This window comes from Rhizobium indigoferae, from assembly GCF_034554815.1.
Classification (GTDB): Bacteria; Pseudomonadota; Alphaproteobacteria; order Rhizobiales; family Rhizobiaceae; genus Rhizobium; species Rhizobium leguminosarum.
This window is the reverse complement of record NZ_CP140635.1, coordinates 4,545,382-4,561,123: the sequence shown is the minus strand read 5'-3', so window position 1 is coordinate 4,561,123 and position 15,742 is coordinate 4,545,382. Positions and strand designations below refer to the sequence as shown.

General features: G+C 59.3%; 12 protein-coding genes. 5 read left to right on the top strand and 7 right to left on the bottom strand.

The features are described from left to right. Positions 1–8 precede the first annotated feature (8 nt). A complete protein-coding gene (locus U5G49_RS22335; protein ID WP_028731886.1) occupies positions 9–1,037 on the bottom strand; it encodes a LacI family DNA-binding transcriptional regulator in 1,029 nt (342 codons plus the stop codon). 144 nt (positions 1,038–1,181) lie between these two features. Here U5G49_RS22335 and U5G49_RS22330 point away from each other — a divergent pair, with 144 nt between their 5' ends. Continuing rightward, positions 1,182–2,468, top strand: a complete 1,287-nt coding sequence (locus tag U5G49_RS22330; protein WP_193446506.1) for an ABC transporter substrate-binding protein — start codon at positions 1,182–1,184, stop codon at positions 2,466–2,468. 78 nt (positions 2,469–2,546) lie between these two features. Here U5G49_RS22330 and U5G49_RS22325 read toward each other — a convergent pair whose 3' ends face one another. From U5G49_RS22325 to U5G49_RS22305, 5 genes are read right to left on the bottom strand one after another with little or no spacing between them, the layout of a single operon-like run. After that, positions 2,547–3,518, bottom strand: coding sequence for a glycoside hydrolase family 26 protein (locus U5G49_RS22325; RefSeq protein WP_193446507.1), 972 nt, complete (start codon positions 3,516–3,518; stop codon positions 2,547–2,549). Between the two features lie 4 nt (positions 3,519–3,522). Continuing rightward, the gene (locus U5G49_RS22320; protein WP_018244217.1) at positions 3,523–4,044 is read right to left on the bottom strand and encodes a DUF995 domain-containing protein; all 522 of its coding nucleotides are present in this window, start codon (positions 4,042–4,044) and stop codon (positions 3,523–3,525) included. A 37-nt stretch (positions 4,045–4,081) separates the two neighbouring features. After that, positions 4,082–5,950: a glycosyltransferase family 2 protein gene (locus tag U5G49_RS22315; RefSeq protein ID WP_193446508.1), complete on the bottom strand. Its 1,869-nt coding sequence runs from the start codon at positions 5,948–5,950 to the stop codon at positions 4,082–4,084. Next, positions 5,947–6,930: a UDP-glucose 4-epimerase GalE gene (galE, locus tag U5G49_RS22310; RefSeq protein ID WP_065276717.1), complete on the bottom strand. Its 984-nt coding sequence runs from the start codon at positions 6,928–6,930 to the stop codon at positions 5,947–5,949. Before galE ends, U5G49_RS22315 begins: the two co-directional genes overlap by 4 nt. Position 6,931: 1 nt before the next feature. Then, positions 6,932–7,954 (bottom strand): UDP-glucuronic acid decarboxylase family protein, encoded by a 1,023-nt coding sequence (locus U5G49_RS22305; protein ID WP_047617667.1) that lies wholly within the window; start codon positions 7,952–7,954, stop codon positions 6,932–6,934. 385 nt (positions 7,955–8,339) lie between these two features. Here U5G49_RS22305 and U5G49_RS22300 point away from each other — a divergent pair, with 385 nt between their 5' ends. Then, positions 8,340–8,654, top strand: coding sequence for a hypothetical protein (locus tag U5G49_RS22300; protein WP_018244213.1), 315 nt, complete (start codon positions 8,340–8,342; stop codon positions 8,652–8,654). A 19-nt stretch (positions 8,655–8,673) separates the two neighbouring features. Here U5G49_RS22300 and U5G49_RS22295 read toward each other — a convergent pair whose 3' ends face one another. Then, a complete protein-coding gene (locus tag U5G49_RS22295; RefSeq protein ID WP_193446509.1) occupies positions 8,674–9,456 on the bottom strand; it encodes a helix-turn-helix transcriptional regulator in 783 nt (260 codons plus the stop codon). An 834-nt stretch (positions 9,457–10,290) separates the two neighbouring features. Here U5G49_RS22295 and U5G49_RS22290 point away from each other — a divergent pair. The 3 genes from U5G49_RS22290 (at position 10,291) to U5G49_RS22280 (ending at position 15,737) form a co-directional block, all read left to right on the top strand. Beyond that, positions 10,291–11,232, top strand: coding sequence for a hypothetical protein (locus U5G49_RS22290; protein ID WP_028731891.1), 942 nt, complete (start codon positions 10,291–10,293; stop codon positions 11,230–11,232). Between the two features lie 145 nt (positions 11,233–11,377). After that, positions 11,378–13,417: a hypothetical protein gene (locus U5G49_RS22285; RefSeq protein WP_193446510.1), complete on the top strand. Its 2,040-nt coding sequence runs from the start codon at positions 11,378–11,380 to the stop codon at positions 13,415–13,417. Positions 13,418–13,442: 25 nt separating this feature from the next. After that, positions 13,443–15,737 (top strand): type I secretion system permease/ATPase, encoded by a 2,295-nt coding sequence (locus tag U5G49_RS22280; RefSeq protein WP_193446511.1) that lies wholly within the window; start codon positions 13,443–13,445, stop codon positions 15,735–15,737. The last annotated feature ends 5 nt before the right edge of the window (positions 15,738–15,742 follow it).

Genomic DNA, 15,742 nt, shown 5'->3' with positions numbered 1-15,742 from the left:
GGCATCACTCACGGGTTTTCGATGTTCGGAACGGTTCCTCCCGGAATGGGAATGACCGCCTGGCAGATATGGCGCGCAGCGGCCGTCCTGTTGCGGAAGCGGGACAGCATCAGCGAAACGGCTTCGCGCCCGAGGGCAGCGCGGTCGACGCGCATGGTGGAAAGCTGCGGACTTGTCATCAGCGCGCAGGGCAGATCGTCGAAACCGACAATCGCGAAATCCTCCGGCACACGCAGCCCGGCCTCGGTGACGGCTTCGAGCACGCCGACGGCGATAAAATCATTCATACAGAAAGCGGCGGTAAAACCGGCATCCTCGGCAAGTGCGGCGGCGGTGCGTTCATGCGCCTCCCGGCTGGCGCTGCCGTCAAGGGTCAGGGACACGAGACGGCCCTCTGCGCCGGGGACAGCAGCGATCGCCGCCTCGAAGCCCCGCACGCGCTCCCGGATCGTGTGGCGGTGGGAGCCGCTCAGATGCAGGATCCGACGATGGCCGGCCTCGGTCAGCCGGCGGGTGGCCTCGTAGGCGCCAAAGAAATTAGCCGGCGAAACGCCGTCAAACTGCATCCTTGGATCAGTGCCGTTGACAAGAACGGTCGGTGTCATGCTGGCTTGCAGCCAGCCACGCAACGTCTCGTTCGGATCGATACCGACGAGAAAGAGACCTTGAGCTCCCGCGGTCTGCATATAATCGCGCACGGCATCCGGGGTGATACGATCTTCGCGGACCAGCCGGACGTCGAAGGGCATGCCCGCTTCCGCAGCGCCAGCGCGCAGGCCGTCGACGATCGCTTCATAGAAGACGCTGAGAGTGCCGGTGACGCCGTCGCTGGCAATCAACGCCAGCCCGCCGGCAACGGCTTCGGAAGCCGGTTTGACGGGATAGCCGTTCTCGGCTGCCACCTTCAATATCTGGCGCCGGACGGTTTCGCTGATACCAGGTTCGTTGGCGAGCACGCGCGACACCGTGGAAACGGAAACGCCGGCCAATGTGGCTATATCGGCCTGACGCGGCCGTCTGATCTTTTGGTCGTTCATAGGCAAACATTATGCAAATAATGCAAATTTGCAAGAAAATGGTTGCTTCTTGCAATAAAATTTTTTTTGCGTAATCTGTTTGCCGAAGTGCTCGATAATGCCGTTGGAGGATGGCAGCGGGCAGTTGGGACAAGGAGGAATATCATGCAGGTCAATCGCCGTTCATTTCTGATGGGTTCAGCCGGTGCGGCCGCCGGTCTCGCCCTCGGTGCCGGAAGCGCCATTCCGGCCTTTGCCGAAGACGCACAGCTGCGTGCCATGTGGTGGGGGTCCAACGACCGCGCCAAGCGTACGCTCGATGTTGCCAAGCTTTATCAGTCGAAGACGCCTGGCGTCACTCTGGTCGGCGAATCGCTGTCGGGCGACGGCTACTGGACGAAACTCGCAACGCAGATGGCCGGCCGCTCGATCGCCGACATCTTCCAACTCGAGCCAGGAACAATCTCAGACTATTCGAAGCGCGGCGCCTGCCTGCCGCTCGATGAATTCGTCCCCTCGACGCTGAACGTTCAGTCCTTTGGCGCCGACATGCTGAAACTGACCACCATTGACGGCAAGCTCTATGGTGTCGGCCTCGGCCTCAACTCCTTCGCGATGTTCTTCGACACAGTCGAATTCGAAAAGGCAGGCATCCCGTTGCCGACGCCCGACCTCACCTGGGATGAGTACGCCAAGCTCGCCGTAGAACTCGCCAAGTCTTCCGGCAAGGGCGGCGGCCCCTATGCGGCGCGCTACAACTATGTGTTCGATGCCTGGCTGCGCCAGCGCGGCAAGAGCCTCTTTGCGAGGGAAAGCGTGGGGCTCGGCTTCACGGCCGACGATGCCAGGGAATGGTTCGACTACTGGGAGAAACTGCGTAAGGCGGGCGGTACCGTTGCTGCCGACGTGCAGACCCTCGATCAAAACACCATCGACACCAATTGCCTTGGTCTCGGCAAATCGGTGATCGGCATGGCCTATTCAAACCAGATGGTCGGCTATCAGCTGATCATCAAGAACAAGCTTGGCATCACCATGCTGCCGCGTGAAAAGAAGGGCGGACCATCCGGCCATTATTACCGTCCGGCACTGATCTGGAGTGTGGGCGCTACAACCAAGCAGGGCGAAGCTGCCGCGAAGTTCATCAGCTTCTTTGTCAATGATCCCGAAGCCGGCAAGATTCTCGGTGTGGAACGCGGCGTGCCAATGTCGCCTACCGTCCGTGAAGCCATCCTGCCGCAACTCAACCCGACGGAGCAGGAAACGGTCAAATACGTGAACCTGCTCAAGGATCAGGTCGGCGAGTATCCGCCGCCGGTGCCGATGGGCGCAACCCAATTCGACCAGCGCGTGCTGCGCCCGATTTGTGACGAACTCGCCTTCGAACGGATATCGCCCGCCGATGCGGCGACCCGGCTCATCGAAGAGGGTAAGGCAACGATCAAGGGATGATCGGTCGCCCGACATGAGGAGAGGCCCGCAACACCCCGGCGGGCCTCTCCGTTTTTCAGGCCTCTGTTTTCCGGACTATCAGTTGCTGTCCAGGTTTTCGACCACGCGCCAGTCCGGCCGGCCGAGATCGAACGGCCATGCGTGCACATCCCGGTCGTTGAAATAGACGACTTCCTGCAGATTCGGGAAGGCGCTCTGCTTCAACGTGGCAGTTTCGATCCACGGCCTGATATAGGCGTCGCCGCCTTCATAGCCGAGCTCCGCCACCCAGATGGGCTTTCCGTAACCGGCGACGAGATCATACCCCTGCTTCAATGCTTGCGAGAACGTCCGGTGCTCATTGTAGGCAAGCTCGTCGTAGCGCTGCAGACCGAAGACCGAGAGCCCGACGAGATCGACATAATCGTCGCCGGGATAATAGGCCTGGAGGCCAGGCTCTCCCTTCGGCGACCACATGAGCTCTGTGCCGGGCGCCTCCTGGCGGACAATGTCCATCATCCGCTTGTAGGCCGTGATATAGTCCTGCGGGCTCCAGCCGGACCATGAGAACCGCCCTGACTTGTCCTCCATCTCCTGTCCCCAGCGGAGGATCACCGGGCTTTTCAGCTCGGATATCATATGCGCAATCGAACGCATGTTGACATCGTAGTCACCGCGCAAAACCTTGGCGCGAAGCTGTGCCGAGGTGAGCCGCCAATCGACGTCCCAGGACCATGGCTCCACAGTGATCAGCAGGTTGCGGCCTCTAGCCAGCGCATAGGCATCGGCGACGCGCAACGTTTCAAGGTCGACGTCCTCCCACGGCAGGAACAGGGCTTCGGTCGCGACATTCGCCTGCGCGCCGAAATCGCCGTGCGGATCGTAGGCCCCGAACTTGATGCCGTCGGCATGAAGGACGGGGCGCTTGTCGATAATCGTCTGCACGGCCGCCGCCGGGTTTGGCGCAATGCCCGCATATTGCACTTCGCTTCGGCCCGGAAGATCCGCGAGACACAACAACAGCAGCGCAATCGCGGTGGTCGAGAGGTTGTTTTTCATAAGCTTCTTCATGGCTTCACCCTCCTTTTCGGGCTATTTCCTGGCTCAGCAGGACCTGCTTCAGTTCGCGCGCCTTCGCGCTGACCGTATCGACGGGAACGAGCTTGCGGAACTCGTCATCCGGGAGCACCGATGCATGACGGAAGACGTACCACTTGCCGTCCGGCTGGCGCCGCTGATAGATCGTGTTGCCGATCTTGCGGTGACCGAAACAGGTGCTGGCGCGGGCCGCACCCTCGGCATTCGTCCAGGTGGCACGCATGCAGAGCTGGCCGAGATCGTCGACCACCCATCTGCCTTCGGCGAAGGACGGCTTGCCCTTGTCATTGCTCCAGGCGATAAATCGCCGGCCGTCATCGAAAAAACGGCCGCCGCCGGTGTTCCAGGTCCAGGTCTTGTCGCCATAGATACGATAGAGCTCATAGGCGCTGACCGGCGTCGGCGCTTTCTGTTTGGCGACCTCGGCGCCGTGTGCCGCCATGGGCAGACACAGGCTGAGAGCGAGGGCCGCTCCGTATAGTCTCGATCCGATACTCATTACATCCTCCTACTCGACACTTGCCGGTTCCGCCGGCTCAGACACCTTGTTCGTCCCGCCCCGTGCTTCCGAACCCATTCCATCTGAGGCGGAACTTCACGATCCTGGTCTTGCCGCCGCCGACACCGGCACCGGCTACGGCAAACTGTGATTGGCTGAAACTGATGAACGTCTGGCCGTGGGAAAGGGCTTCGAGGCTATGCAGACCATGGCTGCCCGCCTGCATGCCGCCGGTGATGCAGATCGCAAGCCCCGTGGCCGTCGCAAGCCACAGGCCGCGTGATTGCGGCAGCCGCGGCAGATCGTTCTCGATCGCATGGCGAATGACGATCAGCACCGTCAGCGACAGATAGATCGAGAGATTCATCGCCGCGAAAATATAAAAGCCTTGGGCGGCAGCGGCCTCACTGGCCAGTGCCATGGCGGCTGCGCACAGTCCGGCGAGCGCGATATAGGGCGCGATGACGCGCAACGGCAAAGACCGCTGCTGCTGCCTTCCCTTCGGCGTGATGCGGAAATCGACGAAGGAGCCGTAGATATAGTCGCGAAGCGCAGCGAGGCTGCCGGCAAGCGACCACGGCCAGCGCAGGAAGATAAAAGCAAGCCCTTCCCAGCCGAACAGTTTCGCATCGTGCGGCCTGAAGGTTCCCGTTGCCCGCCAGAAGAAGGCAAACAGCGTCAGCACGACCGATATCGGCGTAAAATGCAGCAGGAAATCCGGATAGGTCACATTGACGAAGACTTGGCCCGTCATCAAGGCGGCAACCGGCAGCAGGAACATCACGGCCATGAAGGCGGAGAAGAGCGGATACCACAGCTGCGAGAACACGAACTGAAATCTCAGTCGCCAAGGCAGGTGCATGATGTGACGGCGGGAATGTTGCAGCAGGATCGTGACGAGGCTGCGCGACCACTGGAATTCCTGGACGACGAGATCGGTGAAGTTTGCCGGTCCGTCGCCATGAGCGATCGCATCGACGGCATGCACGCCACGCCAGCCGCCGGCATTCATCATCAGCGTTGTCGAATGGTCTTCCGCAAGTTCCGGGCCGAGGCCGCCGATCTGACGAAGGGCCGCCGTGCGAACCGCATAATGGGAACCGATGCAAAGAGGCGCCCAGCCATTATTGTAACCCGTCTGCAGCGAACCGTGCAGGCTTGCCTCGGCATAGAGCCTGCCACGCGCCGCCCAGCTTTCGCCGGCATTGGCATCGCAGATGCTGGGAGCGGAGACATAGCCGATCTTAGGGTCGGCGAAGGGGCGCAGGATTTCACGGAGGTAGGTCGGCGTCGGCACATGGTCGGCATCGAACTGGGCGACGAAATCGTAGCGCGCATAGCCGAAATGGTCGTAGAAATAGGCGAGGTTGCCTTCCTTGCAACGCGTCCGGCGCGGCCAGGTGGTGCGATGATACTCCGCCACGCCCTTTCGGGTGGAGATCAGCACGCCGTGCGCCGCACACCAGCGCCTGGTTTCCTCCGAAGGGTCCTCGTCGGCCAGCCAGACATCGAAATCGACGTCGATCTGGTCAAGCATCGCCTGCAGCGTGGCGCGGACGACGGCAAAGGGCTCGGACGGCGCCTTGGTGACGACCATTGCCACCCGCCCTTCCGGCAGCCGTGCCGCAGGATTGACCGTCCTCGCATCGAGGAAGATCAGGATGAAATAGGCCGGCACGAGCGTGATCCAGGCAAGCACGAGGGTGATAAGCACGAAGGCGGCCCAGGAAATGATATGGGCGGACTGGCACCACCAGATCCAGAAATAACCGAGTGCTGTCAGCCAGCAGAGGATGCCGAAGCCATAGGCGACGCGGTTCCAGCCAGCGAAAACAGGATCGAATGCCTCAGCTGCGGCGGCCTTCGCCGTCCTGGCGCTGTGACCGACTTGCAGTGCGTCGCTCATGCCGTCAGCTCCAGTCCGAAGGTGGGGCCGGCGGTGCGGATGATCGTATCGATATCCGAGAAAACCGGCGAGAAACCGAGCTCCGCCTTCGCCCTTGCGGTGTTGGCAAAGAGGACCGGCGGATCGCCAGCGCGGCGAGCGCGATAATTCACGGGGACTTCACGGCCGCTCGCGCGATAGATCGCCTCGAGAATCTCGCGCACCGAGGTGCCCCGGCCAGAGCCGAGATTGACGCTGAGCGAGCCGCCGCCCGCCATCAGATGATTGACGGCGGCGAGATGCGCCTGCGCCAGATCGCTGACATGAACATAATCGCGAACACAGGTTCCATCCTCGGTCGCATAATCGGTGCCGAAGATATCGAGCCGCTCCAGCCTGCCGGCGGCGGCAAGAAGGGCGCGAGGGATGAGATGGGTCTCGGGGTGATGCCGTTCGGCAAGCTCGCCATCGGGATCGGCGCCAGCCGCATTGAAATAACGCAGTGCGGCAAAGCGGATGCCGTAGGCAGCGGCAAAATCCTCGAGCGCCATCTCGAAGATCAGCTTGGTGCGCCCATAGGGATTGACCGGGTGCTGCGGGCTTTCCTCCCGTATCGGCAACGAGGCGGGAACGCCATAGGTGGCGCAGCTGCTCGAAAAGACGATCCGGTCGATATCCTGATCGAGGCAGGCCTCGAGCAGGGTCAGGCTGCCAACGACGTTATTCCGGTAATATTTCCTGGGCATGTCGACGGATTCGCCGACATAGGCATTGGCACCACAATGGATGACGCAATCGGGCGAAAACTCTTCAAGGGTCCGGCGCAGTGCGGCGGCGTCGGCAAGCTCTGCCCGGATAAGCGGGCCCCAGCGGACGCTGTCGGCATGTCCCGTCGAGAGATTGTCGTAGGTGACCGGGATCATGCCGGCGCGCGACAGCGTTTTGCAGATATGACTGCCTATGAAACCGGCGCCGCCGGTGACGAGAATGTAGCGGGGCATCTCATACGACCTCCGCCTTCTCTGTGCCGGCCAGCAGGCCGTCGAAATATTCGACGGTGCGAGCCAGGCCGGTTTCGAGCCCGATGCGGGGCTGCCAGCCCAGCTCGGCCATGGCCCGGGAAATATCCGGCCGCCGCTGACGGGGGTCGTCGGTGACCGCAGGCAGGTGGACGATCCGGGAACGCGAGTTCGTCAGGTCCCGAATGATTTCCGCCAGGCGTCGAACGGTCATTTCGGCTGGATTGCCGAGGTTGATCGGGCCGTTGCAAGCACTGCCGGCAGCCGAAAAACGCAGGAAACCGTCGACGAGATCGTCGACATAGCAGAAAGAACGGGTCTGCTGGCCATCGCCATAGATCGTCAGATCGGCATTGCGCAGGGCCTGCACGATGAAATTGGAAACCACCCGTCCGTCGTCCAGGCGCATGCGCGGCCCGTAGGTATTGAAGATGCGGCCGACCTTAATGTCGACGCCGTAAGTCCGGTGGTAATCGAAGAACAGCGTTTCGGCGCTGCGCTTGCCTTCGTCGTAACAGCCGCGCGGTCCGATCGGGTTGACATTGCCGCAATAGGATTCGTGCTGCGGGCTCTGGTTCGGGTCGCCATAGACCTCCGACGTCGACGACTGAACGACGATTGCACCGGTCTTTCGCGCGCAGTCCAAGGTGTTGACGGCGCCGAGCACATTGGTGAGCAGTGTTCCCACCGGATCCCGCTGATAATCAGGCGGAGAGGCGGGGGAGGCGAAATTGAAGATGAGCGACGCGTCGATATCGAAGGGCTGGCGAACATCGTGCTCGACGATGCGGAAGCGGGTGTTCGATGTGAGATGATCGACATTCGTACGGCGGCCGGTCAAAAAATTGTCGAGGCATATGACGCTGTGGCCGCGCTGCAGGAGCCTTTCGCAGAGATGTGAACCGAGGAAGCCGCCCCCGCCATTCACAAGAACGGTGCGTCGCCCTTGGAGCACCGGTATGCCTGACACTTCAGAATAGCCTTCGTTGGGAACGAAACTACGCATTACAAACTCCTTCCCATGTATTTAGTCTTTTGATTATTTATGCACTGCATGCCTCCGTTATCCGCTCCGGATATTCATGAAACTGAGCGTCCATACATGAATAACTTTGTAGTTACTCTCCAGATACCGAATTACTATTAAACCAATACAACGACTATCGCCAAGGTCAACTTGAAAAATTCCAGCTATCCAAAATAATTACGCAAGTATTCTTCAAAGTAACAAATGATTAATCACTTTCAACGCTTTACCACCAATACGCCTCTCATCCGCCTCTCAAGCTTCACTCAATGAGCTAATATACGAGGGAAGTCGGGGGATCGGCCGCGCTCAACGGCACGGCCGGTCTTGCATCCGGAAGCGCCATATGCGAGGGGTTTGGGCTATGTTGAAAAAACAAGATGCAGCGCAGCTGAAAGGCCGGCGTCTTCGCTTGGCGATGTTCGTCTGGGGAACGGCGCTTATGGCGATCGGACAGACGGCCTGCACGGTCGTTGATGACGATATCGCGGTCGTCGCGAAGAAGAGTATCGTCGAGGCGCCGCGCGTCTCCAAGGCCTATGCCTATCCGGAAAATCGCGCCGGGCGCCCGGCCGGGGTCACGGCCCGCACTGTCGCCTATCACGGCTCAGCGCCTTATATCTGCTCCCCAAGCGGCTTCGGACAGAAGTCACGCTGCTTTGCGCGTCCCTCTATCTGAAGCAAAACAGATCGTTACATCAATTGCGCCACCGGCCGGACATATCGTCTTCGCCGGCAGGGTGTTCATTGAAGAAACGGGATGCCGCTTCCGTGCGGTTTCGGACGTTCATCTTCTTGTAGATGTTGCGGACGTGAACCTTCACGGTGTTTTCGGAAAGATGCAGCTTGTCGGCGATGATCTTGTTCTGCGTCCCCTTGCATATGAGATCCAGGATCTGAACCTCCCGGGTGGTCAAAGCGGAGATACTGTCGCGTCTCAGCTTGAGCGCATTGTTGCGCGCCGCATCGACCGATTTTGTCTGATAGAGCGAAGGTTCCAGCTGGGTGTTCTTGTTGTTGAGACGGTTTAGAAGTGCCGACGGAAAATGTTCGCCGCCCTTCATCAGTAGATCCACAGCGGCCATGAAGACGTCGAGTCGGAGGTTGAGCGGCAGGACGCCATCGATGATCCTTGCCTCCACCAGCCGGCTGACATAGGGCTCGAGCATGTCGATAGCTTCGACGACAAGTCCGATCGAGGTTTCAGGGTGGTTTTCGCGGGCAGCCTGCAGCGCTTCTTGAAGCTCAGGGCCAGGTATATGATAGAATAAAACGAGCTTCATTTCGCTGGTATCTTTTTCCAGCATCGGCTTTGTGCTCGTTATGCTTGCTACTTCACAGTTCGGAAATTTCTTCGCCAGTGCTTCTACCATACATTCCGAAAACAGATCCGCCTTGGCTACCACTAGTATAGTATCTCCAGACGAATTCAACTTCCTTCCTTGGTCCGCATTCTCCATTCCAGACCCTGTCATGAACATATACGCCTCCCCTAGCGTTACACTTTACTCAAACGTGGAGCGATGGCGGGTATTAAATAGTATGAAATGTCGATCCCGAATGTCATCGCCTTATTTTTTAGACATTTCTTAATTATGTTAATACGGATTGAGAAGGAAGGAAATGGCCCAAAGTGATTAGTTTTAGCGGGGGAAAAACGATACGATACAAAGCCTTGGTTGTATTTTCACTTCGATAGATACTTCAAGGTTATATTTGCTCTGACTATAGCTGAACAGCTTAATGTAATATTTCAGTACAGATTGCCATAATTTCGTCATGCAGGGTGGCCGGATACAGGACGGGGAAGGCGCCCCTCAAACCCGGCAGCGAATGCCGGGATCCCCGGATTCTCGTTGCCCGCCGACGCTCCCGCCGACGAGATCTTAAAGCTCCAACGACAGGGGCTATCCAGGGCTAACCGGGCATGGCAGATCCGCCTTAGCCCGAATTGATGTCTATCGGATCCGCATTTTTTCCAGCAATCTGTGATCGTCGTCCAAGTGGCGACATGGAAAACCCATGTACTGTTTTGCGTTTTAATACATGGCCTCCATTTAGGGCAACCCACGAAAAGTAAGCGTGAATACTCCTTATCCGCTTCAGGATTCGGAGCCGGATATGTGCGGCCTTGTACTGAGTGCGTACGTTCCCAATACCAACGGTTTGATCAACAAATCGCGAAGAAGCCGCAGATGACTAGTATCGAATACATCTGCCGATGTTAACCGCATCGGAGCGAGCGCGAGTAAAATCCCATTTGAGATGAGAGGGATTTCGAAAAGCTGCTCCGGTTTTTTTCTGGAGAAACTTGAATGTCTGACGACATCGAAATCACGAAGGTCGGGGCGCTTGCCGACGGCTTTGCCAACAGCGCTATCAATTCAACTGAAGTTGACGACGGCTCGACCGGTTATGTCGGCGGCGTCGCCAATGGCGACAATCGCGACAATACCGACAACAGCGTGGATGTGGACGTCAAGGCCGAGCTCTCCGCAAATAATGGCGACAACCGCGACAACGAATATGACTGGAGCTACAAGTCCGACGACGATACGAGCACCAAGACCACGACGATCACCGACTCCAATAACGACTACGACTGGAGCTATGACAGCAAGTCGTACAGCGACAACGACACCGACACCAAGACGATCACGGACACCGATACGAAGACCGTGACAGACACCGACATCAAGACCATTACGGATACGGATACCAAGACGATCTCCGACAGCAACAACACGGCCGACAGCTTCAACAAGACGGATACCGACTTCGCCGTCATCGAAGACGTCAAGGACTTCGACAATCTCGGCGTTGCCGGCCACGACCTCACCTTCAACCTCGGCGACGACTTCTCGTTCACTCTCGACGTTGACAGCATCCTCAACAATTCGCTGTCCGGCGCCGGCAACGACAGCGGCTTCAGCGCCGTCCAGGCGAACCATTTGGCCGACCAGGATAATGCCTGGAACACCACGATGAACAACCAGGCGGCCGAGAACCATCTGAAGGCCGATGGCGGTCACGCCGATAGTGCAGAAGGCATTGAGATGGACGGCAAGGGCTGGGATCTCAAGGCTGGCGACGATGCCAATGGCTCGAGCACGGCCGACGCTTCGGCAATCCTTGCCAATTCCGGCTTCCACCTCGAGCTTGTTCAGGGTGCGAACCTGCTCAGCAACACAATCGACTCCAGCGTCATCGGCGGCAATTCTCATGTTTCCGACGTCGGCGAGGATACCAGCACCTGACACGGACCTCCAACGACCAAGACGAGCTGCACCGGCCCCGGCCGGTGCAGCTTGATTGCTTGAAAACGGTTTGACGACCACACCGCAGCTCCCAGCGAGGGGCGCCCAGAAGGCCGATCGTCATTTCGAATGGGAGGGCCGAACCATGCATATCGAGAAGATTTCGGAAATCATCGCGCACTTCATCGGTCTCTTCGAGATGACGACCGACGAGATGCGGTTGCGCACCAACTATGCTGAGGGCGCAGGACCGGGCGCGGATGGACCCGTTCTGCCGGATCAGGATGCCTATACGGCTGCCTTCTCTTCCGATCTTCAGCTCAAGGATTACGATCCGGGCGTCATTTACAAAAGCGGCAGCTACGAGATCGAATATGGTCCGGCACGCCATTTAGGCCGCGTCTTCGAAGAGAGCCTCGAGAAGCTGGCGGCGATTGCCGCAAAGGACATCCCGTTACCGCATTTCGGCGATCCGACCGATATCGTGCTCACGGATGAGCCGGAACTGACCGTCTTTGCCGGGCCTGGCTCGACGATCAGTCATGTCCTCCAGGTCAACGTCCTCTACGACGACGATTATCTCGATATGACGAACGGCGTCCATGCGCCGCGAGACACGACTTTTGTCATCGAAAAGCTCGCGGACTTCAGCACCAAGGCTGAGATCTTCACGCCTTTTTCGAGCCTCCACCGAACCGACACCTATGATGGCGCGCTGAAGATCGCCCAGGATCTCGAAAGCTATATCCAGAATGCCCAGAATACCGAGGACAGCGGGACAACCTCGCCCAGCACCGACGCGACGCATCATTTCGTCAGCACCCATCACGCGGGCGACGGCCCTATCGTCTACGTCAATGGCAAGGCCGAGACCGATATACCCGTCCTCGACGACTTCCTGCCCGACCGCGGTCTCGCCAAGCTCCAGGAAGAACCCGACGACAGCAATTCGTCCGTCGAACAGACAGATCCCAGCGGCAGTAGCCTTGATGTGACCGCCGGTGCAAATCTCCTTGTCAACGTCGCCTCAGTGATCAACACCGGCGTCATTACTTCGGTCACCGCGGTAATGGGCAACTACCACCAGATCGACGCGATCTCCCAGGCCTTCGTCTACAGCGATCACGACGAGATCGCCTCGGCGCTGCGCTCATCCGGCCATTCGGCCGAGGAGGCGGGAACGGTCGCCAAGAATATCGCCGTCTTCGAACACAGCACCTTCGAAGCATCGAGCCACGCCGACAGCGATGCTGCCGAGCCGACGTTCCCGAACAGCTGGCGGGTCAGCGTCATCGATGGCGACGTTTCCTTCGTACAGTGGATCGAGCAATATCACTTCGTCAGCGACAACGACACGATGACGGTAACCACCTCGGGATCCGAAGCCACCGTGCTGACGGGCGGCAATACCTCCATCAACTTCTCCTCCTTTTTCGGGATGGGCATGCAGTATGATCTGGTGATCATCGGCGGCAATGTGCTCGACATCAACAGCATCACGCAGATCTCGCTGCTCTACGACAATGACTGGGTGCGGGCGGAAGACGGCGTCGATCCCGGCGCCGACATCCAGACCGGCAACAACCTGATCTGGAATTTCGCCTCGATCCATAATGTCGGGACGGACAGCCCCTTCGCGGCCATGCCGGACTATATGGTCGAGGCGCAGAAGGCGATCGAAGATCGCGATCCCAATATGCCGGAAGGGCTGTCGTTCGATGTGAGTTTCCAGGGATATGCCGGTCTCAACGTGCTCTACATCACCGGCAATCTCTACGACATGACGATCATAAAGCAGGTCAGCATTCTCGGCGATTCCGATGATGTGACCCAGGCGGCATCGACCATCCTCGACAACAATCCCGATGCAACGGTTACGATCGACACAGGCAGCAATGCGGTCATCAACATCGCCGAGATCGTCGACTACGACAGTTTCGGCCAGACGACCTATCTGGCGGGCCAGCTCTATTCAGACGCCATCCTCATTCAGGGCGGGCTGGTGGAGCATGACACGACGCAGCCGCAGCCGGCCGACGACAGGCTCGCCAACGAAGTTATTGCCTTTCTCAACAACGACGATCCGGCGGGCAGCGATTCTGCGGACGGCGTCATCAATGCCGGACATGATTTTTCATGGTCGTCGGCGCACCCTGCCGACGTAATGCAAGCCATGGTCGCGTGACCTTGAGTATTGCGGAGGAACCACGATGAACCAGATTTCAAAACAAATCTTTGCGGCAGGCAGCGCCCTCGATCTGAGGTCGGGCAATATTCCTTCCGCTGCCCCCTCGGACGCTGCGATGAGCGATGTGTGCATTTCCGCGATCGACCAGGCGGTCGAGAATCTTCGCAGGCTCAGCGGCGCCGTTGCTTCGTCTCCCGACGGCGGCAAGGAGACGGTCGAAGTTGCGGCACGCGAGGCTGCCGATATCGGAGGCGCAAGTACAACTCAGCCGCCCGTGACGCAGAAAACGGTGACGGCGGAAGGCTCGGATGTGAAAACTCCTGCCGCCGTGGCGCAGAGCCCGGCGACAGCAAAACCGGTGGAAGCGCCGGCCCAACCGCGGATCGAGGCGCGGGTGCCCCCCGAACTGCCGAAAGAGAAGACCGAGCTCAAATCGAGCCCGACGATGCCCTTCGGCAAGACCATCGACGGCGAAAGTGGCCCGATCAGCGAGAGTGACAGGCGGCTGCGCACCGGCGGCGGCGGAAATGGCAAGGATTCCGATCCCGGGGGCGGCGGGGGCGGGGGCGGAGGAAGTGGCGGCGGTTTTCACAAGCGCAGCGAGCCTGTGAATTTCGCCGCCAGCCTCTCGCGGGGCATGGCGGCGGTGCGACGCAACATGGTGGTCGTCATGATGTTCACGATCGCCATCAACGTCCTTCTGCTGGCAATCCCGCTCTATCTCTTCCAGATATCCGACCGGGTGCTGACGAGCCGCTCCATCGATACGCTCGTCATGCTCTCGATCGCCGTGATCGGCGCTGTGCTGCTGCAGGCCTTCATGGACTCGGTGCGGCGCTTCATCTTGATGCGCACCGCGGTGGAACTCGAAGTGCAGCTCGGCGCGCCGATCCTCAGCGCCGCGGCGAGGGCATCGCTGCATGGCAGCGGCAAGGATTATCAGACGCTGCAGGACCTGCAGCTTTTGCGCGGCTTCCTGACATCCGGCACGCTGATCGCGTTTCTCGATGCGCCGCTGATGCCGTTCTTCGTGGTCGTTGTCTATTTCGTGCATCCGCATCTCGGCATCATCATCATGACCTGCTGCGCGGTGCTTTTCGTGATCGCCTATCTGAACCAGAAATTCACCGCCCGGCAATTTGCCGAATCCAACGGCTACCTCAGCCGGGCAAATTTCCACCTCGATTCCATGTCGCGCAATTCGCAGATCATCAACGCAATGGCGATGATCCCCGAAGCGGTGAAGATGTGGGGCCGGGAAACGGCGGGCTCGCTGAAATCGCAAGTCGAGGCGCAGGACCGCAACATCATCTTCTCCGGCATATCGAAGGCCTGCCGTATGATCACCCAGGTCACTCTGCTCGGCTGGGGTGCGCACCTGTCGCTTTCGGGCGAGCTGACGGGCGGCATGGTGATTGCCTCCTCGATCATATCGGGACGCGCGCTGGCGCCGATCGAAGGCGCCATCGAAGGCTGGCACCAGTTCAACCGGTCGGCCGCCGCCTATGGCAGGATCAAGAGCCTGCTCTTGAACTCGCCGTTGAACTTCCCGCGCCTGCGCCTTCCCAATCCCGAAGGCCGGCTCGATGTCGAACGTATTCTCTTCGTGCCGCCGCCGCAGAAGAAGGTCATTCTCAACGGCATCTCCTTCTCGCTCAGGAAGGGGGAATCGCTTGCGATCATCGGCAATTCCGGGTCCGGCAAGACGACGCTCGGCAAGATGCTCGTCGGCTCGATCGTCCCGACATCGGGAAATGTTCGCCTCGATCTGATGGATCTGCGCAACTGGGACCAGCGCCAGTTCGGCGAAAGCATCGGCTATCTGCCGCAGGACGTGCAGCTCTTTCCCGGTACGATCAAGGCCAATATCTGCCGCATGCGCGACGACGTCGACGATCATCAGATCTACGAAGCCGCAGTGCTTGCCGACGTGCACGAGCTCATCGCAGGCTTCCCCCAGGGTTACGAAACCATCGTGGCGGCCGATGGCGCTCCGCTTTCCGGCGGCCAGAAGCAGCGCATTGCGCTGGCTCGCGCCTTTTTCGGCAACCCCAAATTCGTCGTCCTCGACGAGCCGAATTCAAACCTCGATACCCAGGGCGAGGCAGCGCTTGCCAGGGCGCTGATCCATGCCAAGAAGCAGGGCATCACCACCGTGACCATCACCCAGCGCCCAGCCCTTCTCCAATGCGTCGACAAGATCCTCGTGCTCAAGGAGGGCACTGTCGCCATGTTCGGGGAAAGGATCGAGGTGCTGCAGGCGCTTTCCAAGAACAACGGCAATAACGGTCAACAAGCACCGCGCATCGAAGGATGAACGAC

What these genes read in the sequence shown, in the direction of transcription:
- galE (WP_065276717.1), bottom strand. Translation starts at nt 6,930, where the DNA reads ATGCCCCGCTACATTCTCGTCACCGGCGGCGCCGGTTTCATAGGCAGT.
- U5G49_RS22280 (WP_193446511.1), top strand. Translation starts at nt 13,443, where the DNA reads ATGAACCAGATTTCAAAACAAATCTTTGCGGCAGGCAGCGCCCTCGAT.
- U5G49_RS22295 (WP_193446509.1), bottom strand. Translation starts at nt 9,456, where the DNA reads ATGTTCATGACAGGGTCTGGAATGGAGAATGCGGACCAAGGAAGGAAG.
- U5G49_RS22300 (WP_018244213.1), top strand. Translation starts at nt 8,340, where the DNA reads ATGTTGAAAAAACAAGATGCAGCGCAGCTGAAAGGCCGGCGTCTTCGC.
- U5G49_RS22305 (WP_047617667.1), bottom strand. Translation starts at nt 7,954, where the DNA reads ATGCGTAGTTTCGTTCCCAACGAAGGCTATTCTGAAGTGTCAGGCATA.
- U5G49_RS22285 (WP_193446510.1), top strand. Translation starts at nt 11,378, where the DNA reads ATGCATATCGAGAAGATTTCGGAAATCATCGCGCACTTCATCGGTCTC.
- U5G49_RS22330 (WP_193446506.1), top strand. Translation starts at nt 1,182, where the DNA reads ATGCAGGTCAATCGCCGTTCATTTCTGATGGGTTCAGCCGGTGCGGCC.
- U5G49_RS22290 (WP_028731891.1), top strand. Translation starts at nt 10,291, where the DNA reads ATGTCTGACGACATCGAAATCACGAAGGTCGGGGCGCTTGCCGACGGC.
- U5G49_RS22335 (WP_028731886.1), bottom strand. Translation starts at nt 1,037, where the DNA reads ATGAACGACCAAAAGATCAGACGGCCGCGTCAGGCCGATATAGCCACA.
- U5G49_RS22325 (WP_193446507.1), bottom strand. Translation starts at nt 3,518, where the DNA reads ATGAAGAAGCTTATGAAAAACAACCTCTCGACCACCGCGATTGCGCTG.
- U5G49_RS22320 (WP_018244217.1), bottom strand. Translation starts at nt 4,044, where the DNA reads ATGAGTATCGGATCGAGACTATACGGAGCGGCCCTCGCTCTCAGCCTG.
- U5G49_RS22315 (WP_193446508.1), bottom strand. Translation starts at nt 5,950, where the DNA reads ATGAGCGACGCACTGCAAGTCGGTCACAGCGCCAGGACGGCGAAGGCC.